The sequence below is a fragment of the Paenibacillus albidus genome, from assembly GCF_014644435.1.
In the GTDB taxonomy this organism is placed as follows: Bacteria; Bacillota; Bacilli; order Paenibacillales; family Paenibacillaceae; genus Paenibacillus_AQ; species Paenibacillus_AQ albidus.
In genome coordinates this window covers 39692-64816 of the sequence record NZ_BMKR01000025.1, presented here as the reverse complement: position 1 = coordinate 64816, position 25125 = coordinate 39692, and the positions used below count along the sequence as shown (strand labels likewise).

24 protein-coding genes are annotated in these 25125 nt (G+C 52.6%); 11 read left to right on the top strand and 13 right to left on the bottom strand.

Annotation, left to right across the window (positions count from 1 at the left end; all coding sequences use genetic code 11):
• Nucleotides 1-204: 204 nt before the first annotated feature.
• The 4 genes from IEY53_RS23555 to IEY53_RS23540 all read left to right on the top strand — a co-directional run bounded on the left by IEY53_RS23555 (nucleotide 205) and on the right by IEY53_RS23540 (nucleotide 5010).
• On the top strand, nucleotides 205-2349 hold the full coding sequence (locus IEY53_RS23555) for a bifunctional diguanylate cyclase/phosphodiesterase (protein WP_189029388.1): 2145 nt from the start codon (nucleotides 205-207) through the stop codon (nucleotides 2347-2349).
• 35 nt (nucleotides 2350-2384) lie between these two features.
• Nucleotides 2385-2717 carry a hypothetical protein gene (locus IEY53_RS23550; RefSeq protein WP_189029387.1) on the top strand — a complete coding sequence of 111 codons (333 nt, stop codon included), beginning with the start codon at nucleotides 2385-2387 and terminating at the stop codon, nucleotides 2715-2717.
• A gap of 175 nt (nucleotides 2718-2892) precedes the next feature.
• Nucleotides 2893-3369 carry a DsrE/DsrF/DrsH-like family protein gene (locus tag IEY53_RS23545; RefSeq protein WP_189029386.1) on the top strand — a complete coding sequence of 159 codons (477 nt, stop codon included), beginning with the start codon at nucleotides 2893-2895 and terminating at the stop codon, nucleotides 3367-3369.
• A gap of 129 nt (nucleotides 3370-3498) precedes the next feature.
• Nucleotides 3499-5010 carry an aminotransferase class V-fold PLP-dependent enzyme gene (locus IEY53_RS23540; RefSeq protein ID WP_189029385.1) on the top strand — a complete coding sequence of 504 codons (1512 nt, stop codon included), beginning with the start codon at nucleotides 3499-3501 and terminating at the stop codon, nucleotides 5008-5010.
• Between the two features lie 40 nt (nucleotides 5011-5050).
• Here IEY53_RS23540 and IEY53_RS23535 read toward each other — a convergent pair whose 3' ends face one another.
• From IEY53_RS23535 to IEY53_RS23525, 3 genes are all read right to left on the bottom strand, one after another.
• A complete protein-coding gene (locus IEY53_RS23535; protein ID WP_189029384.1) occupies nucleotides 5051-5944 on the bottom strand; it encodes an aldo/keto reductase in 894 nt (297 codons plus the stop codon).
• A gap of 25 nt (nucleotides 5945-5969) precedes the next feature.
• Nucleotides 5970-6584: a TVP38/TMEM64 family protein gene (locus IEY53_RS23530; RefSeq protein ID WP_189029382.1), complete on the bottom strand. Its 615-nt coding sequence runs from the start codon at nucleotides 6582-6584 to the stop codon at nucleotides 5970-5972.
• A gap of 135 nt (nucleotides 6585-6719) precedes the next feature.
• On the bottom strand, nucleotides 6720-7574 hold the full coding sequence (locus IEY53_RS23525; RefSeq protein WP_189029380.1) for an MBL fold metallo-hydrolase: 855 nt from the start codon (nucleotides 7572-7574) through the stop codon (nucleotides 6720-6722).
• Between the two features lie 292 nt (nucleotides 7575-7866).
• Here IEY53_RS23525 and IEY53_RS23520 point away from each other — a divergent pair, with 292 nt between their 5' ends.
• Together IEY53_RS23520 and IEY53_RS23515 are read left to right on the top strand one after the other, a co-directional pair.
• Nucleotides 7867-8709 carry a DUF72 domain-containing protein gene (locus IEY53_RS23520; RefSeq protein ID WP_189029378.1) on the top strand — a complete coding sequence of 281 codons (843 nt, stop codon included), beginning with the start codon at nucleotides 7867-7869 and terminating at the stop codon, nucleotides 8707-8709.
• Between the two features lie 550 nt (nucleotides 8710-9259).
• Nucleotides 9260-10726 carry an alpha-amylase gene (locus IEY53_RS23515; protein WP_189029376.1) on the top strand — a complete coding sequence of 489 codons (1467 nt, stop codon included), beginning with the start codon at nucleotides 9260-9262 and terminating at the stop codon, nucleotides 10724-10726.
• Between the two features lie 129 nt (nucleotides 10727-10855).
• Here IEY53_RS23515 and IEY53_RS23510 read toward each other — a convergent pair whose 3' ends face one another.
• Complete coding sequence (locus IEY53_RS23510; RefSeq protein ID WP_189029374.1) at nucleotides 10856-11464, bottom strand: biotin transporter BioY; 609 nt, start codon at nucleotides 11462-11464, stop codon at nucleotides 10856-10858.
• 173 nt (nucleotides 11465-11637) lie between these two features.
• Between IEY53_RS23510 and IEY53_RS23505 the strand changes: the two genes are divergently transcribed.
• Together IEY53_RS23505 and IEY53_RS23500 are read left to right on the top strand one after the other, a co-directional pair.
• On the top strand, nucleotides 11638-12450 hold the full coding sequence (locus tag IEY53_RS23505; RefSeq protein WP_189029372.1) for an ATP-binding cassette domain-containing protein: 813 nt from the start codon (nucleotides 11638-11640) through the stop codon (nucleotides 12448-12450).
• Complete coding sequence (locus tag IEY53_RS23500) at nucleotides 12447-14126, top strand: ATP-binding cassette domain-containing protein (RefSeq protein ID WP_189029370.1); 1680 nt, start codon at nucleotides 12447-12449, stop codon at nucleotides 14124-14126. Before IEY53_RS23505 ends, IEY53_RS23500 begins: the two co-directional genes overlap by 4 nt.
• Nucleotides 14127-14158: 32 nt before the next feature.
• On the opposite strand, the gene IEY53_RS23495 is transcribed toward IEY53_RS23500, so the two are convergent.
• From IEY53_RS23495 to IEY53_RS23470, 6 genes are all read right to left on the bottom strand, one after another.
• Nucleotides 14159-15154, bottom strand: coding sequence for a lysylphosphatidylglycerol synthase domain-containing protein (locus IEY53_RS23495; protein ID WP_189029368.1), 996 nt, complete (start codon nucleotides 15152-15154; stop codon nucleotides 14159-14161).
• A 205-nt stretch (nucleotides 15155-15359) separates the two neighbouring features.
• Entirely contained in the window at nucleotides 15360-16172 is an 813-nt protein-coding gene (locus IEY53_RS23490) for an AAA family ATPase (RefSeq protein ID WP_189029367.1), read from the bottom strand.
• A gap of 229 nt (nucleotides 16173-16401) precedes the next feature.
• Entirely contained in the window at nucleotides 16402-17022 is a 621-nt protein-coding gene (locus IEY53_RS23485) for an alpha/beta hydrolase (RefSeq protein ID WP_189029365.1), read from the bottom strand.
• Entirely contained in the window at nucleotides 17019-17969 is a 951-nt protein-coding gene (locus IEY53_RS23480; RefSeq protein WP_189029363.1) for a ring-cleaving dioxygenase, read from the bottom strand. The genes IEY53_RS23485 and IEY53_RS23480 overlap by 4 nt, the downstream gene beginning before the upstream one ends.
• Nucleotides 17970-18215: 246 nt before the next feature.
• Nucleotides 18216-18623 carry a DoxX family protein gene (locus IEY53_RS23475; protein ID WP_189029362.1) on the bottom strand — a complete coding sequence of 136 codons (408 nt, stop codon included), beginning with the start codon at nucleotides 18621-18623 and terminating at the stop codon, nucleotides 18216-18218.
• Between the two features lie 134 nt (nucleotides 18624-18757).
• Nucleotides 18758-19225, bottom strand: a complete 468-nt coding sequence (locus IEY53_RS23470) for a MarR family winged helix-turn-helix transcriptional regulator (RefSeq protein ID WP_189029360.1) — start codon at nucleotides 19223-19225, stop codon at nucleotides 18758-18760.
• A gap of 257 nt (nucleotides 19226-19482) precedes the next feature.
• Between IEY53_RS23470 and IEY53_RS23465 the strand changes: the two genes are divergently transcribed.
• From IEY53_RS23465 to IEY53_RS23455, 3 genes are all read left to right on the top strand, one after another.
• Nucleotides 19483-20172, top strand: a complete 690-nt coding sequence (locus IEY53_RS23465; RefSeq protein ID WP_229696304.1) for a futalosine hydrolase — start codon at nucleotides 19483-19485, stop codon at nucleotides 20170-20172.
• Between the two features lie 11 nt (nucleotides 20173-20183).
• Complete coding sequence (locus tag IEY53_RS23460) at nucleotides 20184-21023, top strand: 1,4-dihydroxy-6-naphtoate synthase (RefSeq protein WP_189029433.1); 840 nt, start codon at nucleotides 20184-20186, stop codon at nucleotides 21021-21023.
• A 61-nt stretch (nucleotides 21024-21084) separates the two neighbouring features.
• A complete protein-coding gene (locus IEY53_RS23455) occupies nucleotides 21085-21906 on the top strand; it encodes a class I SAM-dependent methyltransferase (RefSeq protein WP_189029358.1) in 822 nt (273 codons plus the stop codon).
• A 368-nt stretch (nucleotides 21907-22274) separates the two neighbouring features.
• Here IEY53_RS23455 and tatC read toward each other — a convergent pair whose 3' ends face one another.
• The 3 genes from tatC to IEY53_RS23440 form a co-directional block, all read right to left on the bottom strand.
• Complete coding sequence (gene tatC / locus IEY53_RS23450) at nucleotides 22275-23012, bottom strand: twin-arginine translocase subunit TatC (protein ID WP_189029356.1); 738 nt, start codon at nucleotides 23010-23012, stop codon at nucleotides 22275-22277.
• A gap of 1 nt (nucleotide 23013) precedes the next feature.
• Nucleotides 23014-23226 carry a twin-arginine translocase TatA/TatE family subunit gene (gene tatA, locus IEY53_RS23445; protein ID WP_189029354.1) on the bottom strand — a complete coding sequence of 71 codons (213 nt, stop codon included), beginning with the start codon at nucleotides 23224-23226 and terminating at the stop codon, nucleotides 23014-23016.
• A gap of 75 nt (nucleotides 23227-23301) precedes the next feature.
• Nucleotides 23302-24963: a PhoX family protein gene (locus IEY53_RS23440; RefSeq protein WP_189029431.1), complete on the bottom strand. Its 1662-nt coding sequence runs from the start codon at nucleotides 24961-24963 to the stop codon at nucleotides 23302-23304.
• Nucleotides 24964-25125 lie beyond the last annotated feature (162 nt).

The following is a 25125-nucleotide window of genomic DNA, read 5'->3' as shown; positions in this document are numbered from 1 at the left end:
CCCGATGTGATCCCATACATTACACTTTAACAACAACGGATAAGAGCCTGACCGCCTTTTGGCAGCAGCGCACTTATCCGTTGTTGATTGTAGAGAGAAATATTAAGAATCCTCTTGCACAAAGGCCCCAAAAGTGCCATGCTATATTCAACTTGACTACGACAAATATCGACATTTCTATTTTTTTGATATTGGAGGCAATTCATGGCTTTCATCAATAAAAAGCCTTTAACAATCATCCTTGTCTTCTCGCTCGCTCTGCAGATCTCATTGTTCTACTACTACTCTTTATCGGTGGACCGCGAATACCGGACTGAAAAAGCCGATCTATCCTCCAAGGCCTTGATGCTGACCTCGAACATGGAAGAAAGAATCTCGATTGTAAGGGGCGTCAGCTCTTTTATGCAAACGGTTGGCTTCGATGCAGAACCTTCCGTCATCAACAACTACCTGCAAAATGCATACAACCAATCCGGAAATGTTATGAATATCGCAGTGGCTCCGGATGGCCTGATCCGTTACTACTACCCAACGGACGGCAATTCAGCCATTCTCAATAAAAGTCTGTTCCTGGATGCCTCCTTGTCAACACCGGGTCTCGTCCAGGAAACCATCCGTTCCCACAGCATTACCATTGATGGGCCCCGGACGCTGGCTCAAGGCGAATATGGCATGGTGATCCGGCAAGCTCTGTTTAACGGGGATGCCCTGGCCGGTATTGTCTCCGTCACTGTGCGCGTAGATGACATTCTTAATGAATTCACGCACAAAAACACGGAAGTGTATGTGACTACAGAAGATCACTCTTTTTTGTTTGGGCAACTGAATCCTCCCGATCCGCACAAGCAGATCACTGTACCCGTCCAGCTCTATAACCAGCACTGGCTGATGGGTGTATCCATTCAGCCCCACAAAAGACTAGAGCTGCTGCTGGGTGTACTCTGGATAGATCTTGCCTTCCTCCTGATCATTGCTTTTATTGTCTATATTTATTGGCATCAAAGCCGCTTTAACCGTGAACTGGAGCGGATGGTCAACATGCGGACCCACGACCTTCGTGAGTCCAAACGGATGTATGAGCGATTGGCCCATTTCGATCCACTGACCGAAATCCCGAACCGCAGGTATTTCATGGATGAATTTGAACGCCTGCTGCAATCTGCAAAGCCCGGACAGACCTACTCCCTGTTCTTTTTCGACTTCAACAAATTCAAGGAAATCAACGACTCCCTTGGCCATTTTACGGGGGATCAGGTCATCAAGACCATGGCTCAGCGGCTGAATACCGGCATTCTGCCCTTCACTCACTTCGCCCGCACAGGCGGTGATGAATTCGTGATGCTGTATGCGAACCTGCCCCAGCAAGACATCCCTGTCATAGCCGGACGTATCAGTGAGCTGGTCGCAGAGACAGCTGAGATTGAGGGGGCTCAGATCAGCATGTCGACCAGCATAGGAATCTCCCTCTACCCGGAACACTCGCGGAATAAAGAGGATCTGTTGAAATTCGCCGATATCGCCATGTATCAGGCCAAGTCGCAGGAGAAAGCTGGCTATTTCCTTTTTAACCAGGAGCTGCGGGAGAAGCTGGAGCAGCAAAAAATGATCTCTAAATACCTGCATACCGCACTGGAGCGTAAAGAGTTCGTGCTTCATTACCAGCCCCAGATCAACGCTATCAGCGGCGAAATGATTGGCATGGAAGCCCTGATCCGCTGGAATCATCCTGAAAAGGGGCTGATTGGCCCCGGCACCTTTATTGCTGCGGTAGAGGAAGCCGGATTAATGACACAGCTGACGGATTGGGTCCTGCGGGAGGTCTGCAGCCAGCTCCGCTGCTGGAGGGAAGAAGGGCTGGCGCTGCTGCGGACGTCCATCAATATCTCCAACAGCTGTTTTTACAACCGCAATCTCATTGAGGATTTGTTCGCTGTACTGGACCAATATCAATTGGATACAGAGGTGCTGGAATTTGAGATTACAGAAAGCACAGCCTTACTGGAAGAACATTTCCCACTGCTTCAGCAAATGCGCGACTGCGGGATCAAGGTGTCCATTGACGATTTCGGCACCAAATATTCCTCGCTGAATTATTTGAAGCATTTTCCCGTCAACAAGATCAAAATTGATCGGACCTTCATTTCAGGCATCGGGATCAGCACGATTGATGAGACCATTATAAAATCCATTGTTTTCGTAGCTTCACAGCTGAATTATGATCTGATTGCCGAGGGAGTCGAAACCGCGGAACAGGCTGACTTTCTGATTAAACACCACTGTCCCAACATTCAGGGTTTTTATTTCTTCAAGCCGCTCCCTGCAGATGAAATCCGCAACTTTATGATATGATACACTCGAAAGAATTTAAGGGATACCGAAAGGATATGGAACCCATGCAAGCTTTCACTTCTTATGAATTGGCCGGCACGGCAATTTTTGCCCTGATCCTGGTCTTCATTGCCTACCGCATCATCCGCAGCATGCCGAAGATGGCCGGGAATATTGCCGCTTTTCGCCGCAGAACGCTGGTCTGGACCCAGGTTGCCCTGGTATTGACCGTACTCCAGCTTAACTTCAAGGCAGGCGATTGGCGTTTTGCCATTATTCTGGGTCTCATCGTGTTGTTTACCGGCAGCATCTGGTGGGCTGCCCGTAGTTATGATCTACGCCGTCCCGCCGAACCAGAACCGGATACTTCCGCTCCGAAGTCAGAATAAAGCGTGATCTATCCCGGATAATCAGAGTGCAAGAGCTGTAAGCCTCCGAAAGGGGGCTTTTTTAGGTTAGGGCAGCCCGCGAACCCAAAGTTCACATTTCTGTGACCAGGCATACTTCGTAAAGACATAACCATACTAAGGGCATCACAGCACAGGGATGGAGGTCTTTTCGGATATGGGCAAAAAAATGAATCTGCTGATGTTCAGCGGCGAATATGACAAGGCAATGGCCGGATTGATTCTGGCAAACACCGCCAGGGAGATTGAGTGCGAGGTGACGATGTTTTTTGCCTTCTGGGGCCTGTTTCTGATTCGTGATCCGGAGAAAATGACACTTGAGGACAAGACGATCTACGAGAAGCTAATGGATGTGTTTACCCCAAAGGGACCGGAGCAGCTGCCGCTGTCGCGGATGAATTTCAGCGGACTCGGGCGGCTCATGCTTGAGGAGATGATGGAAGACCAGGGTGCGCCCAAGCTGATTCATTTTCTCAAGGGCGCCCGCAAAAAGAATATAAAGTTCTACGCCTGCAAGCTCTCTGTTGAGATCATGGGCTTCAAAGCGGAGGAATTCCTGCCTGAGGTTGAGATTATCGATGCTGCCACTTATTTGAAGGATGCTCTGGAAAGCGACATGCAATTGTTCATTTAAACACCGACGCTATAGTCCCCCCATGGGCTTTAACCTATTTCCTCCGGCAGGCATATACTGAGACTAAGAAGAAACGGCTGCACCGCCGGTGCTTCAATCTCAGAGAACCTACTGCTGGAGGGATTGCCCGTGCTAAGCTTCACTCGTACCTCTGCTGCAGAGAAACCCGACTCCCTGCAAGAGCATTTCGAAATATTTCGGGAACACACTATCGGCATCCGGCATTCCATCGACACTCCTTATGGCAGACAGCCGTTGTTATATGCCGACTGGACCGCCAGCGGACGGCTATATGAACCGATAGAACGCAAGCTTCAGGAGAACTTTGGCCCCTATGTCAGCAATCCGCATACCGAATCCAATACTACGGGATTAACGATGACCCTCGCTTACCATGAAGCCCGCCGTATTATTAAAAAGCATGTCAACGCAGGACCACAGGACGTCCTGCTTTTTTGCGGCAACGGCACCACCGGGGCGGTGAACAAGCTGCAGCGCCTCATGGGTCTTAAGCTCCCGGACTGGATGAAACCGGGCCTGCCGGGGATATCCGGTGAAGAACGTCCGGTAATCTTCACCACTCACATGGAGCATCACTCTAATCTGCTGCCTTGGCAGGAAGGAGTCGGAGATGTCATTCCCGTCCCGCCGGGGGCGGACGGGAACACGGACGTCCGGCAGCTTGAAGCGCTGCTGCGGCAGTATCGGCACCGGCGCCTCAAAATCGGCTCGTTCACAGCCTGCTCCAACGTCACCGGAATCCAGACCCCTTATTCCAGTCTCGCGGCAGCCATGCATCGGCATGGCGGAGTTTGCTTTGTCGATTTTGCCGCCAGCGCCCCCTATGAGCCGATCAACATGCACCCCCGGGCGCAGGCCGAGAAGCTGGATGCCATCTTCTTTTCGCCCCATAAATTCCTGGGCGGCCCCGGCAGCCAGGGGGTTCTGATCATGGATGGCAGTCTCTGCCGGAGCATGCTTCCCGATGAGCCCGGCGGCGGTACAGTCGTCTGGGTTGACTCCTGGGGCAGGCGGCGTTACATAGACGATATAGAAGTCCGGGAAGACAGCGGAACTCCCGGTTTTCTCCAGGCCTTCCGCACCGCGCTCTGTCTCCGCCTGAAGGAAGCCATGGATGGAGGCGGCCATTATATCAGAGTCCGGGAACAGGAATTGTGTCAGGAGTTGCTCGCAGGACTGCGCAGCATCCCGGGACTCACTCTGCTGGCAGGCAATCAGACCCAGCGGCACGGCATCGTGTCGTTTATCATGGACAACATGCACTATAACCTGGCCGTTAAGCTGTTGAACGACCGCTACGGCATCCAGGCCCGCGGCGGCTGCTCTTGTGCCGGGCCTTATGGCCATCATTTGCTTGGAATCAGTCCCGAAATGTCCGCGCGTTTCATTCAGGCGATCCAGTCCGGAGACCAGTCCCTGAAGCCGGGCTGGATCCGGCTGTCCCTCCATCCGATTATGACCCTTCAGGAGGTGCAGCGGATCATCTCCGCTGTACGGGACCTGGCCCGGCACGCAGAGGAATGGAGCCGGGACTACCGTTACAGCCCGGAGACCAACAGCTGGCTTCACTTAAGCGCCCCCCCCGCAGGGCCGGTGATCACGGAGCTGTTCCGGCTGTAACCTCAGCCCGCTGCCCGCCCGGTACATCAGGGTGCAGACTTCACAGGAGCTCCGCTGCCGCCGCATTGGAAATGACCTGCTGTACATTTTTGCAGCCGGGGATAACTGCGCTGACTGCGGAGTGGCGCAGGCACCAGGCCAGCGCCCATTGCGCCATATCCGTCCCTGGCGGCACTTCATTCGCCGCAATCTCGGCCACCTCCTGCAGCTGATTGCGACGGGTATCCGGGTTATGCCTCTCCCGGACATCGCCCTGCCTGAAGACGGCTCCCGGCTTGTATTTGCCGCTCAGGTAACCGCTGGCCAGAGGCACCCGTGCCAATACGCCCAACTGATGCTGGAGGCACAGCGGCAGAATCTCCTCTTCCGGCTGGCGGTCGAGCCGGTTATACACGACCTGTATGGCTCTGGCCCCCACACTACTTGCCGATTCCGTCTGATGCCGGCCGCTGCCCGATGCACTGATGGACACGCCCAAGTGGCGGATTTTGCCTGCCTGCACCTGCCTGTCCAGCATGCTCCACAGTTTGTCATTGTCGAATTGCTGATCCGTTCCGGAGTGGAACTGATAGAGGTCCACATATTCACTCTTCAGTGCGCGCAGGGAATCATCCAGTTGCTTCAATACCTCATCCGCACTCCACAGCTGCTCGCGTTCCAGATGCCCCTGAAAATGATGGCCGAATTTGGTAGCCACAATCCAATCCTCACGTTTGCGGCGGGCCAGATAATCACCGATCAGACGCTCTGACAGATGATCTCCGTAACACTCTGCCGTGTCAATCAGGTTCAGGCCAAGCTCTCCCGCTTGATCAAGTATGGCATCTACTTCGTCCTGCACGAAATTCTTGCCCCATTCGCCCCCGAACTGCCAGGTTCCTACTCCGATTACGGATACCTCAAGTCCCGTACTGCCCAGCTTGCGATACTTCATTCACAGCCACCTCTTCCCAGGAAATTTACTTACTTCCGCCTTCTCTTCCCGCTCTGGAGAACCGCGCTTCAATAGCCTTGACGCCCCACAAGGAGAGGCCGATGAACAGCAGCACATAGATCCCTTCCGCAGGGTGGCGGATAAACCGCTCCACATCGTTGCCGATATAAGAAACCACAAAGACCATAATGGCTTTGCCGGCCATAAGCGCGAGCAGATACGAACGCAGCTTCATCCCGGCCAGCCCGGCAGCCATATTAATCACCACAAACGGCCCCACCGGGAATATACTAAGCAGAAAAACATAACTGAACCCGCTCTGCCGTACCCACTTCATCGCCTTAGCAACCTTCGGCCGCAGCGACCATTTACGCACATAAGCATGTGAGCTAATTTTGCGGATAATCAGGAATGTGGTCACACAGCCGGCCACCAGTCCAATCCACGAGTATAAAAAACCGAGCCACAGCCCGTACACCGCACCGTTGAGCCCCACAATCGCAATCGTCGGCAAAGGAGGCACAAAGGACTTCATAAAAGTTAAGGCGATGCCCGGAAAAGGGCCGAATGAACGATACTGCTCCATTAAATACAGCAGCTTATCCTCTGTCAGCCAGGACATAATATCCAGATTGTACATTACCCGCCGCTCTCCCCATCCACGCTGAAAATTAAAGAAACCATCTCTCTTAGGCCTCAATTATACATTACTTTGAGAAGACTGCCGACTGTGACTGAGGCTTTTGTTTGTCTATCGGGCAGGGAGACTCTTGGTTTATTGTGCGCCTGCCATGAAATATTCAATGCCCTTCAGCAGATCTTCCGGCAGTTGGTCCAGCTTGAGGTATCCTTTTATTTCGAGGGCCACCCGCTCACGGTCATTTCCAAAAACATCAACTACACGGGCAAGGCGTTCCCAGGACCTCAGCTCGGCGCGGAAGGCTTCATTGCTCATCGGCCTGTCATGCGACTCCACATACCACTGTGCCTCATATCCGTAAGCAATGCCGAGCAGCCGCAGAAATTCCGAGCTGCTATACCTTCGCGGTCCGCCATAAACAGAAGGGCCAAGGGCATCTCCCAGGAACAGAATATCATCTTCCTTGACATGAAGAATACAAGAGTCGGCGGTATGATCCCCGCCAACATGCCTTAGTTCGCAGGTGATTCCCCCGAGATCAATGACAAGCTGGTCGCTAAACACAATATCCGGCTGGATGATTTGTATCTTCTTCGGATCTCCATATTCCTTGCGAATGTGTTCTGCGCTATCCCCATTAAGAATCCCTTCAGCGATAAGGGTGTCCAGACATTCGTCCGACCAATCCAGGCCCGCAAGATGAGCCAGCATGCCTGCGGTTCCGCTATGGGCAACCGCAGGCAAATTCCAGCCGGACATCCCGAAGCTGTGGTCCCAATGCCAATGGGTTAATGCCAGAAGATCCGGCTGCCGGTAGCCGCGCCTGGATAATTCTTCGCGAAACAGCGCGGCATGGGCAGGCGAATTGCCTGCATCCATCAGAAGCGTACGCCGCTCCCCCATAATAGCTGCCACAATCGGCCGGTCTGTCTCATGTGTGGCATGCATCAGCAGAATATGCGGGCTCAGCTGCTCAAATTCAGGTTTCATCTCTAACTCCCTTTCCATAATGTTGGAGAACGGGCTCACTCCCCGCCCACGTTTGTTTGATTTTTCATGACAGGGGTAAGTTCTTGATAAGACATCATGACAACTATTCTACTGTAGAGACCCGTACAACCGGACAGTTGTTCCGCCTCTCTTTTTGATCCAAACGGCTCCCAGACGGTATAATCGGTTTGGGAGTCTTTGCTGCGTTTCCCGTTATATACATGCTCAAGTATATCAGATTCATAATGTTTAACTAAGGCTCATTAATCGTGCAGAACAGGAGGGAGATGCTATGATAAAGATTGGGCTCACCGGCTTCGGCGACCACGAGGAGCTGTATGGCAAAATCAAAGCACAGGACCGTCTGCCCACCTACAGCGGACATTTTTCCATTGTGGAAATCGACAGCTCCTTTTATGCCGTGCAGCCGGTCAAAAACTATGCCAAGTGGGTCAGCCAGACCCCGGACGGATTTGAATTCATCGTTAAAGCCTATCAAGGCATGACAGGACATCTCCGCGGCAAAAAAAATTATTTTAAGACCACAGATGAAATGTTCCAGGCCTTTCATACTTCCATCCAGCCGGTTAGGGAAGCGGGCAAGCTGGCGATGGCCTTGTTTCAATTCCCGCCCTGGTTCGCCTGCACCAAGGAGAATGTGGAGCTGCTCCGGGAGACCAAAGAGCGGATGCTTGATGTGCCCTGCGCCCTCGAATTCCGCAACGAATCCTGGTACAATCCCGAGTTCCGGGAACGGACCCTGCAGTTCATGGAACGGGAGGGCTGGATTCATACAGTCGTGGATGAACCCCAAGCGGGCTCGGGCTCCATTCCCATTGTAGCGGTTGCCACTTCACCGGAACGAACCTATGTGCGTCTGCATGGCCGCAATGTCGGCGGCTGGCATCAGAGCAGCCATCCGGACTGGCGCAAGCTGCGCTACCTCTACCGGTACAGCACCGAAGAGCTGACTGAGTGGAAAGATCGGCTGCTGGAACTGGAAAAGAGCTGCCGCGAGCTGTACGTGGTCTTCAATAATAACTCCGGCGGTGACGCAACGGACAATGCCAAAGAGCTTCAGACACTGCTCGGAGTAGACGGTGGACTGGCTCCGCGTCAGATGGATCTATTCTGAATTATAGCCTGTATTCGGCGGACAACCCCCCACTATCGCAGTCGGCCAATAACGCAAAACAGCGATTCTCCGGGTAACGTGAGAATCGCTGTTTTGCTGACTACGGTTTCCAAAATGACGAAGGTTATTTTCCCGGCTGCTAGTATAGATATGATTTTCCTTGCAGGGCTTGGCGGAGTAAATATTTTTCCAGATATTGCAGCTCCTTTTGGATATAATACTCTTGTCTGTGCGAGCCTTCCACTTCGGCGCCAACACCAGCTGCCAGGACCACTTCGCGTACTTCCAGAAATTTATACAGATTCCCATGCAGATCTCCTTAATAGACGCACTTCCTTTTATTGTAGCCCAATTCCATAAGAGCACATCCTTGAGCGTACCCAAGCTAAAGATGCAACAATATTCGCGGCAGATGATTAAAAACCGGTTCTGCAAGGGTATTAGTAGGTTAGGAATCGCTCTTGCTTCGGCGAGTGCCTGTCCGCTCTTCATATTCCTTATCCAACAAAACAGCTTTTATAGATTAGAACGATACAAGGAGGCATGGCATATGAAGAGAAATCATACAATGATGCAGTTCTTTGAGTGGCATGTGGCCGCAGACGGAAAACACTGGAAGCGTCTGGCTGAAATGGCGCCTGAACTAAAGGCCATAGGCATCGATTCGGTATGGGTCCCTCCGGTTACGAAGGCCATCTCGGCCGAGGATACAGGTTATGGCGTGTATGACCTGTACGATCTGGGCGAATTCAATCAAAAGGGGACTGTGCGCACCAAATACGGTACCAAGCAGGAACTGGTTGAAGCCATAGCCGAATGCCAAAAAAACGGCATCGCCGTTTATGTAGATTTGGTGATGAATCACAAAGCAGGAGCCGATGAGACGGAAGTTTTTAAAGTAATCGAGGTGGACCCGCAGAATCGGCTCAAGGAAATCTCGAAACCGTTTGAGATAGATGGCTGGACCAAGTTCACATTTCCCGGCCGGGGAGATACCTATTCCGCATTTAAATGGAACTTCAAGCATTTCAACGGTACCGATTTCGATGCCCGTGAAGGGCGGAGAGGGGTATTCCGCATTGCCGCCGAGAACAAGACCTGGAACGAAAATGTCGATGATGAGTTCGGCAATTACGATTACCTGATGTTCGCCAATATTGATTACAGCCACCCGGATGTCAACAAAGAGATGAAGGAATGGGGCAAATGGCTGGTCGATACCCTGCAGTGCAGCGGTTACCGTCTTGACGCCATCAAACACATCAACCATGAATTCATTAAAGAATTTGCTGCGGAAATGATTGAAAAGCGCGGTAAGGACTTCTACATTGTAGGCGAATTCTGGAACTCCAATCTGGATGCCTGCCGCGAATTCCTTGATACAATCGATTATCAGATTGATCTGTTTGATGTGTCTCTTCATTACAAGCTGCATGAAGCTTCCCTGGCGGGCAGAGACTTTGATCTATCCAAGATTTTTGAGGACACACTGGTACAGACTCACCCCACCCACGCTGTAACCTTTGTGGATAATCATGATTCACAGCCGCATGAAGCGCTGGAATCCTGGATTGACGACTGGTTCAAGCCAAGCGCGTATGCTCTGACCCTGCTGCGGCGTGACGGATATCCGGTTGTCTTCTACGGAGATTATTTCGGTATTGGCGGCCCCATGCCGATAGAGGGCAAACAAGACGCCCTGAATCCTCTATTGTATGCCCGCCGCCACAAGGCCTACGGGGAACAGGATGATTACTTCGACCATGCCAATACGATTGGCTGGGTCCGCCATGGCGCTCCGGAATTCGAGGGCTCCGGCTGCGCCGTAGTCATCTCAAACGGGGCTGACGGCGAGAAAAGAATGTTCGTCGGGGAGCAGCGTGCCGGTGAAGTCTGGATCGATCTGACCCATAACCGTGAAGAGGGCATATCCATTGAGGAAAACGGATGGGCCACCTTCCATGTCAATGGGGGGAGCGTCTCCGTATGGGCTTTGCCCGATGAGGAAGAAGCATAGGACAGCCCAGAGGCCCGGAAACAATAATAAAGAGGGGTGCCCCCACGGCCATGAATGAAGTGGCTGTGGGAACATCCCTCTTTGTGCCGCACCGGAACCGCATGGTTCCAGCCGCTTTAGTGCCCGGGTTTAACGGATAACCCGTGCTTTCTCCTCATCCAGCCAGACGCCGTGGCTGCTGTCCAGGATACGCTCGATCGGATATACCTTCCAGACGGCCGATACGACAGAGGCACAGAGCAGTGCCTTCACGGTATCACCCGGCAGAAACGGCCACATGCCCGCAGTCAGAGCTTTGCCCCAGCTATCCATTCCGGTAGAATACGCAAGCCAGGACACTCCCCCCGGGTAGACCAGCAGAGCTCCAAAGATAAAATTAACGAAGGCCAATTTGACGAATGTAAGGTTGTTCTGCTTCATGCGCTGGGCCAACAGACCAATCAGGAAGGCTGCGAACGGCCAGGAGAAAATATAACCGCCCGTCGGACCCGCAAGCACGGCCAAGCCTCCTCTTCCGCCCAGCACCGGGAACCCCGCAGCGGCAAGTCCTATAACTATAAGGACCGCCAGCGTACCGTAACGCGCGCCCAGAATCGAACCGGCCAGCATTACCGCCAGTGTCTGAAGCGTGATGGGTACGGCGGAGAAGGGCAATGCGAATTTGATATAGCTCATGGCTATCATCACCCCGGCGAATAAAGCACTGAATATTAAACCCCGTGTCGACCATTTGTTCATGTCAGGAATCTCTCCATTGTACAGTAAATTTAAGATGAATCCGCTGAAGGAGGGTACCTCTGCTTCTTCTAGGGACCAATATATCACCCTGCTCCATATACATCAATCTTTATATATTTGCTATAATCTATATCAAATATGGAGACTACAGTTATGAAGAGAGCAGGCTGAAGATGATTGAAGCACACAACTTGAGCTTATCCTTCCCAGACGGGCAGCAAAGGCTGGCGGTATTGCAGGGGATTTCTATACGGATCGGCCGGGGAGAGTGGGTTGCGCTCACAGGCGGGAACGGCAGCGGCAAATCATCTTTGATCCGCATCTTCAACGGCCTGAACCGGCCTTCCGGAGGCAGCCTTACAGCTGCCGGACTGGACCTGCGAACTCCGGCAGCCAGAACCGCAGTTAAACAGAAGATCCAACTGGTCTTTCAGAATCCCGAAGCCCAGACGGTCGGCTCTACGCCATTTGAGGATGTCGCGTTTGGATTGGAGAACCGCGGTCTGGCCTATGGTGAGATGAAAGAACGGATCGAGCGGGTCCTGCAGCAGGTGGGGTTATCCCATAAATCGGCGCACAAGGTGTCCACACTCTCCGGGGGGGAGCGGCAGCGGCTGGCCATAGCAAGCTGCATCGCGCTGGAGGCGGAGATGATTGTCTTTGACGAGGCCACCTCAATGCTGGACCCTGGCGGAAGACAGGATATTCTGGACCTGGCCCGGCAACTATGGCACCAGGGCACCACGGTGCTTTGGGTGACCCAGCAGATGGAGGAGCTCGCTGACAGCCCGCGTATCGCTGTCATGGAAACCGGCAGACTCGTCTATGACGGTGACCCCCGCACTCTGTTCTACGGCAGTGAAATTCCCGACAGGCTGAACTGGACACCGTCCCCGGTCATCACCATCGGGCGTCTGCTGCAGACACAGGGCTGGCCTCTTCGGCACTTGCCGCTGACCGAGGCGGATCTGGAGGGTATTCTATGAGAATTCAGCTGGAGAATGTCTTCTATCAATACGACCGCAAGCCTGCCTTGCACGGGATCTGCCTGAATATCGAACAAGGAAGCCTTACCGTCCTGTGCGGGGTCACCGGCAGCGGCAAATCCACCCTGCTGCGTTTAATTGCGGGGCTGGAGCAGCCGGACTCGGGCAGCATCAGCTGCGGGGAGAATGATGAAGAGTCTGCCCGGCCGATCGCCTCAATGGTGTTCCAGCAGCCGGAAACCCAGTTGTTTGCAAGCACTGTCTATAAAGATATAGAATACGGGCTGGAGCAGCACAGAGTACCCAAGCCGCTATGGCAAGAACGGGTTCGCAGCGCCTTGGCACAGGTGGGACTGCCCTATGAATCCTACAGCCGCCGCTCTCCCTTCCTGCTCAGCGGCGGGGAGAAGCGGCGCGTCTGTATTGCCGGAGCCATCGCTGCCCACCCGGGGCTGCTGGTTCTTGATGAACCTACAGCCGGGCTTGACCCTCCAGCTGCTGCGGCATTACTGGACAAGGTGCAGCAGCTTAGAGCAGACGGACTTACGATTGTGATCGGCACTCACGATCTGGACAGCTTCCTGCCCCTTGCTGATCAGGTTGTTCTGCTATCACAGGGTGCAGTCTGCTATAGCGGCTCTGTGGACCCGCTGAACGCTGATCCGGGCCCGCTGTACGCTGCAGGCCTTACGGCCCCTGCCTACATCAGAATCGGGCGAACGCTCCGGGAGCGGGGCCGGCTTGAACCGCAACACAAGCCGCGCAGCCTGGACGAGCTGCTGAGCGGGCTCCGCAGCCATCCGCTGCCGATCCCGGGCAGCAGCAGGGAACCAGGAACAACAATCAGTGCCGGACACCTGCTTTCTGGGGAAAAACGGCAGCTGCCCCCCATTCCGCCCAAAGCTCCGGAACCCGAAACAGCCGCCCGTACAGACCGCTGGCTTTCGCTCGATCCGCGCGTCAAATGGCTGGGCATGGCTCTGGGCTCCATCGTCATTTTAAGGATGGGGGCACTTCTTCCACTGCTCCTGGCCACTGCCATGATAGGGGGACTGCTTCTCTCAGCAGAAATCCCCTGGAAGCGGATGCTCCGGTTCTTCCGTCCGTTTCTTGTGATGTTCCTCTTTCTATGGCTGCTGTCGGCGTTATCCTGGGATTCTCCGGACTTTACACTTGGCCCTCTGGGCTTCTCCGGTGAAGGGTTCCTACAAGGAGGCCTTGCTGTGCTCCGCTTCCTGTTGCTGATCGCCATAGGTTTCCTGTTCACAGAGACGACTACAGGCGCTCCGCTGCGCGAAGGGCTTGAGTGGGCCATCGCCCCTCTGGAGCGCCTGGGCATTCGCACACGTAACTGGTCGCTGGCGATATCCATTACGCTCCAGTTCGTTCCCTGGATACTCGAAAGACTGGCCCAGCTGCAGCTGGCGCTTCGCTCGCGCGGGAGGCAAAAGGGCCGACTGGCACACTGGACTCCCCGTCAGATCTCGCTGCTGATCGTACCGCTGCTGATCCTGGTCATCAGCATGGGCGACGAGCTGGCAACAGCCATTGATTCACGCGGTTATGACCCCAGGAAGAAACGGACCCCGTCCTATGTTCTCGTCTGGCTTACCCGCGATACAATCGCCTTGGTCTGTATTGTACTAAGCGCCGCCGTTCTATGGGTATGCTCCTGAATGGACCACGCTCCGCGGGATGGGCGCCTCCCTTAGTCCCTGCGCCGGAAAAACTTCCGCCCTTGCAGCCCAATCTCCAATGCGGCCAGTACAAGTCCGATGAGCCAAGGAACGATATAATAGAACATCCGGTAAATGACAAGCACCGCCACCGCCTGATCGGGTTCATAGCCCATCTGAGTAAGCCCAAGCAGCGCAATCAGATCAAATGCGCCGATGCCGCCAGGCGCCATGCTCAGCATACCGGCGATGGCGGCAACAATAAAAATACCGAAAATAGGTATGAAGGGTACACCACCGAGCAAACAGTTTCCAATGGTCCAGAAGGTCACACCGGCAAAGGCCCATTCCAGAAGTGAAGCGCCTAAAGATGCGGCCACTGTCACCCAAGGGGTTCTTTGCCGATCCTTGTTCATCCATTTGGCAAAAAGCGATGAACGCTGCACTAGCACAAACAAAGGCAAATAAAGCGCCATTCCCCATACGGCAAATCCAAGCCAATAATGCTCTTTGAATAACATGCCAGCCGGAAGAAGCCCGATGAGATTGCCCCAGGCGAGCAAGGACAAGCCCGAGACCATAAGCGGCGACAGAAATACTATGGCTGGCGTCAGCACCGACAGAGGCACACCACTTTTTCTGTACAGCAGTGTCCGCAGACCCACGCCGGCCACCCCGGCGAAGCCGATCAAATTATTAAATGTATTGGCAATCCACGCATAATGGAAGGTACGCCACAGCCCTATTTTTATCCGGAATTGGGCCCTGATTAAATAATCATAGGCACTCATCACAGCCACTGCGAGCAGGCCCATGCCCATCATCTGCATAATCAACGGGGCAGGCACCAGCTTCAGTTCATACAACGTACGCCCCAGATGAACCCGCTTCAGTTCATGCTGCCCTTGCAAATATACCAATGCTATGATGGAGAGCGGAAAAAGAACCTTGAACGCCCTCATCCGGTAGATAGATAACATCAGTTTCACTATTCTGAACCGCTTTAATGTCAGTCTTTCAGATTGCATGCTTTCACCCAACCTCACTGCCGGGGAACCCCGGATTTGTCCATTATAACAAGATCCGTTATAAAAAACCCCATTTAAATGACACTATTAGGTTAGACAGCCGTGGCGGACAAACCCCTGCAAGTTTCCTGAAAAAAATGACAAATTTCAAAAAACAGCAAAACATCCTTCATCTTGGACTGAATGGCGGAAGCTCCCTGTAAGGTTATCTACGCGGATCATACTCGGACAGAGCCTGTTCGATAGCCGTTATATCCAGCTCACGGTCCTCGATAATTGCTTTGCGTTTGGCCTTCAGCACAATCTGCTCCAGATCGGCAAAGCTGCATCCATCCAGCAGCTCCGCCGCCTTGGCCGCCAGCCCGGTATCAGTCAGCTCCGGTCCGATCAGCAGCCCAATATACTGAAGCCGCTCGGCCCGGGTGGGAAGAGCGTAAGTCATTTTGGTATCGAACCGGCGCCAGATCGCCGGGTCCAGCTCTTCCTCCAAATTCGTGGCGGCGACAAATATACTGTCTCCCCCGAACTCATCCAGGCATTGCAGCAGCGTATTCACGACCCGGGCCATCTCCTTCACCTCATCGCTCGAATCACGCATCCGTCCCAGAGCATCGAATTCATCGAGAAACAGCACACAAGGCGTAGCCTTGGCAAAATCAAAAATCTTCCGCACGTTGCTGCCCGTCTCCCCCAGATGGCTGTGAATAATCGCGTCCAGACGGACCAGCACAAGCGGAAGCTCGAGAAGATGCGCTATATAAAAAGCGGTTAAGGTTTTGCCGGTTCCCGGAGGTCCAAACATAACAACTTTATTCGGCAGCGGCACATCCTGCGCTTCAAACTTCTCTTTCATACCCAAAATGGTAATGAACTCCTGGACAATCGTCCGGTTCATATCGCTCAGTACGATACGCTTCACTTTGCGTGCGCATTCCTTGGGGGCATATACAGTAGCCATATCAATGCCTTTGGCGCGGGGAAGCCGGGCAGCCGCATTGGTTTTGGATTTGCTGTTCACGTGTAGGCCAGCTCCTTGTTTTTATTTAATAGTAACATTTACGATTAACAGTGTACCAAGGATCCGGAGCATTCGCCACTTTTAATTATCGAGCCGAGCTCCCGGAAGGCTTCGCGGTGATTAGTACAGGCTAAATGACCTGCATTCTGCAAAAAAAAACCGCCTGCAGGAGCTATTTCCGGGCATTGTCATGCCTGACCCTAGCGATTCCTGCAAGCGGTGCTTTTCCTTAGTTGTGCTGTGACGCCATTTTTTGCTCCAGCCAATGCCTTGCGGCTTCGGCTTCGGCCGCACTCAGGCGGTGCCCCTGGTTGCCCCAATGTGCTGTTACCTCTGCGCCCGCTCCCTGCAGCAGGCTTTCCAGCTCCCGTGTCTCGGTCGATGGAATAATCGGATCGTTGGTACCTGCTCCGATGAAGACCGACACGCCTTCCAAGGAAGGGAGCTTAAGCCCCCGCAGCGGCACCATCGGATGCAGCAGCACTGCGAAGCGGAAAATGTCCTTGTAGTGGAACAGCAGGCTGCCGGCAATATTCGCACCGTTCGAATAGCCTACGGCCACCAGGTTGCCGGCATCGAAGCCGTACCGGCCCGCAGCCTCCTCCAGAAATCCCTTTGTTTCCCGGGTACGGAAGATCAAATCCTCTTCATCGAATATGCCTTCAGCAAGCCGCCGGAAGAAACGGGGCATCCCGTTCTCCAGCACATTGCCCCGGACGCCCAGTACCGAAGAACCGGGGGACAGCATTTCAGCAAGCGGAAGCAAATCGTGCTCATTGCCGCCGGTGCCATGGAATAACACAAGCGTCGGTTTGGACAGGTCTGTGCCCTTTTTAAAAATATGAATCATCCTTGCTTCACCTCAATTTCACGAATGGTAAACGGGCTCAGGTTCTCTTCAATCACCGCACGGTGCGGCTCAAACCAAGTAGGGAGCATCAATTTCTCGCCCAGCTTGTCAGGGTCCTCATCACGGGCAAAGCCCGGAGGGTCAGTCGCAATCTCGAACAGGATACCGCCTTCTTCACGGAAGTAGATGGCATTGAAGTATTGCCGGTCCTGCACCGGTGTCGGCTGATATCCATGGCTTTGGACCCGGCGGCCCCATTCCAGCTGCTGCGAATCATCGACAGCACGCCAGGCAATGTGATGGACCGTACCCGAACCTCCTGCTCCGTGTGGCATAGCTTCGGCTCTCAGATCGATAATGTTGCCGATGTCGGCTGTAGATTGGTAACGGATATATCCATCCCCCTCTGCAATACGCGTCAGGCCCAGTGTGCGGCTAAGGGTATCTGCGGTTTTGTCCGGATCGGTACTGTAAAGAACGGCCCCTCCGAAACCCTTGATCGCATGTTCCACAGGAATTCCGGCGAACGACCAGGTGCTCAGTGCCCCTTGTTCCCGTTCCACAAGCTCAATACGCAAGCCGTCATAGTCGGCAAAGGAGAGATAGTTCTCGTTAATCCGGCTGACCTTGGTCACCGGAATCCGGTAAGCGGCCAGGCGCTGCTCCCAGAATGCCAGTGATCCCGCCGGCACGGCGTAAGTTGTTACACCAACCTGCCCGCCGCCGATTCTGCCCTTACGGCCGCCGGCAAAAGGGAAAAACGTAATAATCGTTCCCGGTGTACCGGATTCGTCCCCGAAGTACAGATGATAAACTTCCGGCGCATCAAAGTTAATGGTCTTCTTGACCAGACGCAGCCCCAGGATACCGGCATAAAAGTCAGCATTGCGTTGTGGATCGCCTACAAAGGCAGTAATGTGGTGAATTCCGGCAGTTTGCATAGTCATGATTATATTCCTCCTAAAGTTGGGTAAATTCAAGTTTCGTATAAGTTGAACAAAAGAAATGCACAATCAGCATAAGTGTAACTACGGTGAATGTTTGGACTTCCGGCCGCTGTTGTCCCCCGATTTCTTCAATCTAACCGCTTCTAGCGGTTGAAATCCGGGGACAAAGGCGGACGCTACCGCTCCTACAGTTCCAAAATCCCCCTCCGTTACTTTCTCCTTGTTATTGTATTTTTTAGTTCAAGATCAGTTGAACAGCAGGGCATCCAGCGAGATTGAACCCGGACCGGCCAGTGCCACTCCGATAGCCACTACCAGCAGAATCAGCGGAAACTCAATTCCGTTGGCTGTAGACCAGAACCCGTTGGGTGCATGCACCTTCACGATCGCCCCCAGCATCGCAGCGGCAATCAGCACGGCGGCAACCGGAGTCAGAAGTCCAAGGGTGAACAGCAATCCGCCCACCAGCTCCATCAACCCCGCCAGCACAGCCATGACAACCCCGGGTTTAATGCCGATAGATTCCATCCAGCCGCCGGTCCCTTTGGGGCCATAACCTCCGAACCAGCCAAACAATTTCTGGGCTCCGTGCCCTATGAATACTACCCCAATAACCAATCTCATCAATAACAATCCTAATCCTACACTAACCATCTTGAATCCTCTCCATTCTCTTTGTTTTAAGTATCTTAACCTTAAGATATTAGCAAAAAAATTTTTGGTTTTTCTATTTATGAAATAAGGCCGGCAAAGGGCTGGACGCACTGTTCTATCGCTGCAAAACCATCCTATACGCCTTTGCCGAGTTTCTTGAGCAGCGTGATTGCCTGATCCTTCTCTTCCTTGTTCAGTCCGCCCATCAGTTGATGAATGGAAGACACATGCTGCGGAAAAATATCATCGAACAGCTCACGCCCCGCTTCTGTGATCTCCGCAAACGTCACACGCCGGTCCTCACTGCAAGGGACACGTTTCAACAGCCCTTTATTCTCCAGCTTGTCGATATTATACGTAATGCTGCCGCTGGTCACCAGAATCTTCTCGCCGATCTGCTGGAGCGGAATTCGCGTTCTGTGATACAGTACTTCAAGTACCATGAATTCTGCGGAAGATAAACCATGGCTCTTCATATCCTTCACCGCGTTGTCCATCAGGCTCTTGTAAGCCTTCGACAATACCACGAACAATTTGAGCGATGAGGCCTGATCCAGATCCCCGGCACCGACTGTACCTGCTGTTTCCTTAGCTTTACCCATTGCCGCCACCTCCTTATCTTTCTGTGCTTTATCTTTAAGTTAATTATCTTTAAGTTAAGATAAATATAACCTGTGTAATCTTCTTTGTCAACACCCTTTTATAAAAACATGCAGCGTTTGACCTGACCTTCAAAACGGCGTATCCTTTTCTATGCAAAGCGTTGCCTGTAATTTGGCTCCTATAGATGAAGCAAACTTATTGGACGATCCGGAAAGCCGCAACATAATTCATTTTTTTGATCTGGAGGCTGAGAAGATTGAACTCAATACATCCCCGCGGCGAGGCCGCAGAAGGACAAGCCGCTCTTCCGCGCGTTCTGATCGTGACTGCTGTCGCGGCGGAGCGTGATGCGGTCCTGCGCGGCCTGGGCGGCAGCGACAGGTTCCATGTAATCGCTGCGGGTGCCGGGCCCGCAGCTGCGGCGGCGGGTACCGCCGCAGCTCTGGCTGCCGGCGACTACGGCTGCGTGGTGAACGCCGGCATCGGCGGCGGGTTCCCGGAGGTGGCGCCCCTGGGCTCGCTGGTCGTCGCCAGCGAGATCATTGCCGCCGACCTCGGGGCGGAGACGCCCGAGGGCTTCCGGTCCGCTGCCGAGCTCGGCTTCGGCAGCGTCTCCGTGCCGGTGGACTCCGGCACGGCGCATGCCCTTGCGGCCGCGCTGGCAGCGGCCGGGCTTGTGGTAAGCACGGGACCCGTGCTTACGGTCTCGACGGCGACCGGCACCGCGGAGACGGCCGCCGCTCTGGCCGCGCGCCATCCGGGCGCGGCCGGCGAAGCCATGGAAGGCCACGGGGTTGCCGTGGCCGCCCGGGCGCTCGGGCTCCCGGTACTGGAGCTCCGCGCGGTCTCGAACCCGGTCGGCCCGCGCGACCGGGCGGCCTGGCAAATCCCTGCGGCGCTGAACGCCCTGACGGAAGCCGCAGCAATATTACTGGAGGTGCTGTAATGACAACGGAGCTGAATATCGCTTTTTCACCATGCCCTAATGATACTTTTGTATTCCATGCCTGGGCGCACGGTCTTGTACCGGACGCGCCTCAGCTGAGCGTCACTTATGCCGACATTGATATTACGAACACGCTCGCTGCGGACGGAGCCGGGCCCGAAGTGCTCAAAATCTCCTACGCTGCCCTCCCCTGGGTGCTCGACCGCTACAGACTGCTGCCTTGCGGCGGTGCGCTTGGCCGGGGCTGCGGCCCGCTGCTGCTGACCGCCGGAGGCCCAGGGTCTGTCCAGCGGGCAAGCGATTTAGCCGGCCGCCGGATTGCCGTGCCGAGCGAACGTTCAACGGCTTATCTGCTGTTCCGGCTCTGGGCGGCGCAGCAGGTAAGCGGCGGAATCGGCGAGATAGTCGTCATGCCGTTTGACGAGATCATGCCTGCGGTGCGGGATGGCCGAATCGATGCGGGTCTGGTAATCCATGAGGCCCGGTTCACATACCCTTCCTATGGTCTTGGGCTGCTGACCGATTTGGGCAGCTGGTGGGAGAGCGACACGGGTCTGCCGATTCCGCTCGGTGCAATTATTGCACGCCGTGATCTGGACGCGGAAGCCGTCAGCGGCTGGATTCGCAGCTCGCTGCAATATGCCTGGGACCATCCTACGGATTCGAGGGAGTATGTGCTCAGCCATGCCCAAGAGCTGTCCCCGGAAGTGGCCAAGTCGCACATCGACCTTTATGTGAATGATTTTTCCATGAATCTCGGAGAAGACGGATATGCTGCCATTACCGCGCTGCTGGGCCGGGCCGCTGCTGAAGGGCTTGTTCCGGCAATAGATCCTGCGCTGCTGGGATAAACCTGATTATTCAATCGCCACATCACCCTTATGGTGCACTTGATGAACAAGGAGGAATGACATGATACCCGCAGGCAACAGCAAAAAGAACATTGACCGCTTCCTGGGGTTTCAGGATGAGTACGACCGCTACCGTCCCGAAGCACCTGCCATGGTGATCAAGCTGCTGACCCAATATCTGGGTCACTCCCCCGCACTGGTTGCAGACATCGGCTGCGGAACCGGCTTATCTACTTTTTTGTGGAAAGATTCCGCCGGTTCCGTGGTTGGCATTGAACCCAACCCGGACATGCTGGGAAAAGCACTCGACAAACTCCGCAGTGATCCGGATGCCGCTGCCATTTCGTTTGTGCAGGGCTTTTCCAACCAGCTCCCCCTGGATTCCGGCAGTGCGGATATTATTACCTGTTCACAGTCGTTCCACTGGATGGAGCCGGTTAGCACACTTCGGGACATTGCCCGCTGTCTGCGGAAGGGCGGCGTGTTCGCCGCTTACGACTGTGACTGGCCGCTTGTATTGCAGCCGGAGATCGAGGATCAGTACAATCATCTGATCCACGCGGCTGATGCGCACCTTGCCTCCCTTCTCCCGGACGCAGAAAGAGCGCATAAATGGGATAAAGAAGGTCATTTGGCCCGGATTCAGGCCAGCGGAGCCTTTTCATTCACCCGGGAGATTGTCTTTCACAACCTGGAGTCCTGCGATGCAGAGCGATATGTCGGCTTGACCCTCAGCCAAGGAGGTATTCAGGCGGTACTGAAGCTTGGTTCCCCGGCGCTGAATGAGGACATTACAGCGTTTACGGCGGCGGTGGAGCAGTATTTTCAGGGCCGTACACTGGAAGTCCTCATTAGTTACAGAATGCGCCTGGGCGTCAAATAATCGGCGGATCATATTCAATACACCGACAAAGAACGTCCCAATTGCCCTTATTTATGAGGGCAATTGGGACGTTCTCTTTACAAGGGAATGAGAGGAAGCGGTTGACTTGGGCCCGGCAACCACTCGTCACCGGGAGCGGCTGGGCAAGGAAGCGGACTCAGATGCTCTTATTTGGGGTAACGAAAGGTGTTGTCCTTTTATACGGACTCAGGTGCTCTTATTGTATGATCTCTAGCCCAAAACGAGGGTCAATGGATCATTTAGCGGCTCCTGAGTCCGTTTGACCAGAAAAATGAGCTTTTTTCGCGAAATAACGTTTCTCCGGTCCGTCAAGTCTGTCAACAGCTTATTTTGAGGGAATATATGAATTAAGCGTTCGCATTAAGCGCATTTTGCGTTTTAAGTTGTGTACGGTATACGAATTTCGAAATCGTAATACTAATTTCATACAGCAAGAAAAGAGGTACGATCACTATAATATCTGATAATATATCCGGAGGCGTAATGGTGACTGCAATAATGACAAGAATGAAATAGGCTAGTTTACGCCCCTTTGCCAATTTATTCGGGTTCACAATTCCAAGTTTGGTAAGAAACATCACAATCGCCGGCATTTCAAACAATAGGCCAAACGGGACAGTCATATGAATCATAAAGGTAAAATATTTTTCGGCTGTATACATAGTGGCAAAATCATCCGCAGCGATCTCATTCATAAAATGAAGAACCATCGGAAATAAAATAAAATATCCAAAACCTATCCCCAGCAGAAACAAAAATGTGATGCTGGGTATGAACAGCAATGTTGCCCGTTGAGCTTGTTCCGGTACTGCGGGCTGTACAAATTTCCATGTTTGATAAGCGGCAACCGGCAGTGTTACTGCGATAGCACCCACACCCGCAATCATAAAATACACCCACATGACATCGGAGGGGCCAAGTACGACCAGCTTTTGATCGATATCTCTTACCAGCCATTGATAAATATCACGAACATAGATGAATACCGCTACCATGGATACCAAAAAAGCAATGAGGGTACGTATGATACGAGCCCTCATCTCCTCCAAATGTCCAAATAAGTTTTGATCGTTTTGATTTTTCATATTACTTATTGGGAACGACGCTTTCCTGTCCCGCCGCCGGTTTCTCCTTCTCCTCGTCCTCGCTATTAACAAGATCGCGTGTAGCGCCTTTAAATTCACTTAACGTACGCCCAAAAGCTCTACCGAGTTCCGGCAGCTTAGAAGGTCCGAAGATAATCAGGGCAATGATAAGAATCAGAACCAAACCACCAATTCCAATATTTCCGAATGGCATAAGCTATCATCTCCTAGAGAATAGTATTCAGCCACGAAGATCATCCGTGGCTGATAATAAAGAGTAAGTTACCACTTAGCCAAGTTTAAATCCGGTAATCGCAACTACTCCACAGCGCGCTTTTTTATCACCAGAACGATGTGGCCAAGTACTGGTTGGTTTGCTTAGGTCTGTTGTCATTTCACCAGGGTGCTGTACGGAAAGAAAAAGGGTTTGTTCATCCGGCGTGAAGAATGGACCCGTCAGCTCAGACTCTATCGGGCCAGAGGCGAATTGTAACGCTGTTCCTTTTGCTTCTCCACTGGTAGGAATAACAAACAGTCCGTTATTCATGAACGGCTTATAAACACCCTTATTATGGCTGCTTGATGAAATATCGGTCACCACCCATAGATTCCCATTTGAATCAAAGGCCAAGTTATCTGGTGAACTAAATCCCGATTGTCTGCCACCGGCAGCAAAAATCTCGAAATCGAATTCAAGCGAACCTAAATCGTTGCCGGATTCAAAGATCCTTGTAATATGACCATGGATATTCCCATGAATATCGTTATTGGTATGACAGATAAAAACCGTATTATCAAATGGTGAAATTTCAATATCTTCCGGTCGGTCCGTCGGAGTACCTCCTACCAGCAACGCTGCTTCATGGCAGAATGTAACGACATCCCCTTGTGATTTGAACTTTTTAAGAAGATCTTCTTTTGTTCCTGAAATTCCATAAGGATTTTTGTACTTTTCATTGGATAGTACCTTTTTCACTTCTTCGATCGTAACAGGCAGCCATTTGCCCGATTTAAGGTTTGCAACATAAAGTGTTCCTTCTTCCAGCAAGCTTGAATTGCTGCGCCCTTTAAGTTTGTCGAATTTACCCTTACTTATAAATTTATAAACACAAGCATCTTTCTTATCATCGCCCATATATACAACTACTCGACCATCAGCGGCTATCCCCATAGCCGTATTTTCATGATTGAACCGACCCAACGCAGTATGTTTTTTACGATAAGATTGGTCAAAAGGGTCAATTTCGACAACCCAGCCGTAATGGGTTTCAGGAAGCTTTGCACTAACGGCCGTTTCAGTAAAGTTCTCTTCGCAGGAGAGAACGGTATTCCAGAACGTTACACCGCCGGAACAGTTCGCAAAAGTACCCACTGCTGTTGTTGCATTCCCAAGTGCAGCGCTGCCTTTTGCTGGCCCGGTAATATCAAATTTCGTTGTTCCATTGATCCGCCGGGCATATTTTGAAGAAGTATCCATTTTCCAGGTACCCTTCTCATCACGGAATACTTCGATGACAGACATCCCTTGATAGTAGAGATTTTGTTTTATTTGTTCTGCAGTCATTTTATCGTCGGCTACAGGGCCTAATAAAAAAATATTAGTATATTCATGGTTTGTTACTAGCAACCCGCGCGTATTGGATCCATTGATAGGAAAAAAAGCATTATAGTCAGCACCCTGGCCAAACTTTTCTCCAGCTGTGTTTATAACGTCATCAAATACGGCGACAACATCATATTTAAAGTTTTTAGGAACAAGTAGAGTGTCTTCTTTGGAGGGTTGAATGGGTTCAAAATACCCGCTGACTTTATTCGTTTTAAATCCAAACAAGTGGTCAGCAGTCGATGACATTGCGGATGCTTTTCCATCTAAAGCACCTAGCCCCGCCGATGCCGCAGCCAAAGCGGCTGCTCCGGTTCCAAGAAAAGAAAGAAACGTTTTACGATCCATATTTTTATTCAACCTGTTCACTCCCCGAGATTTATAGTCTTCGAGGACAAGCATACTCAACGAGTGTAACCCCTATGTCATGCCAGATTAGAATAATTGTAAATTGAAATAGTTTTATTACGCACAAACGCCCTGCTCCAACAACAGGAGACAGGGCGTTTC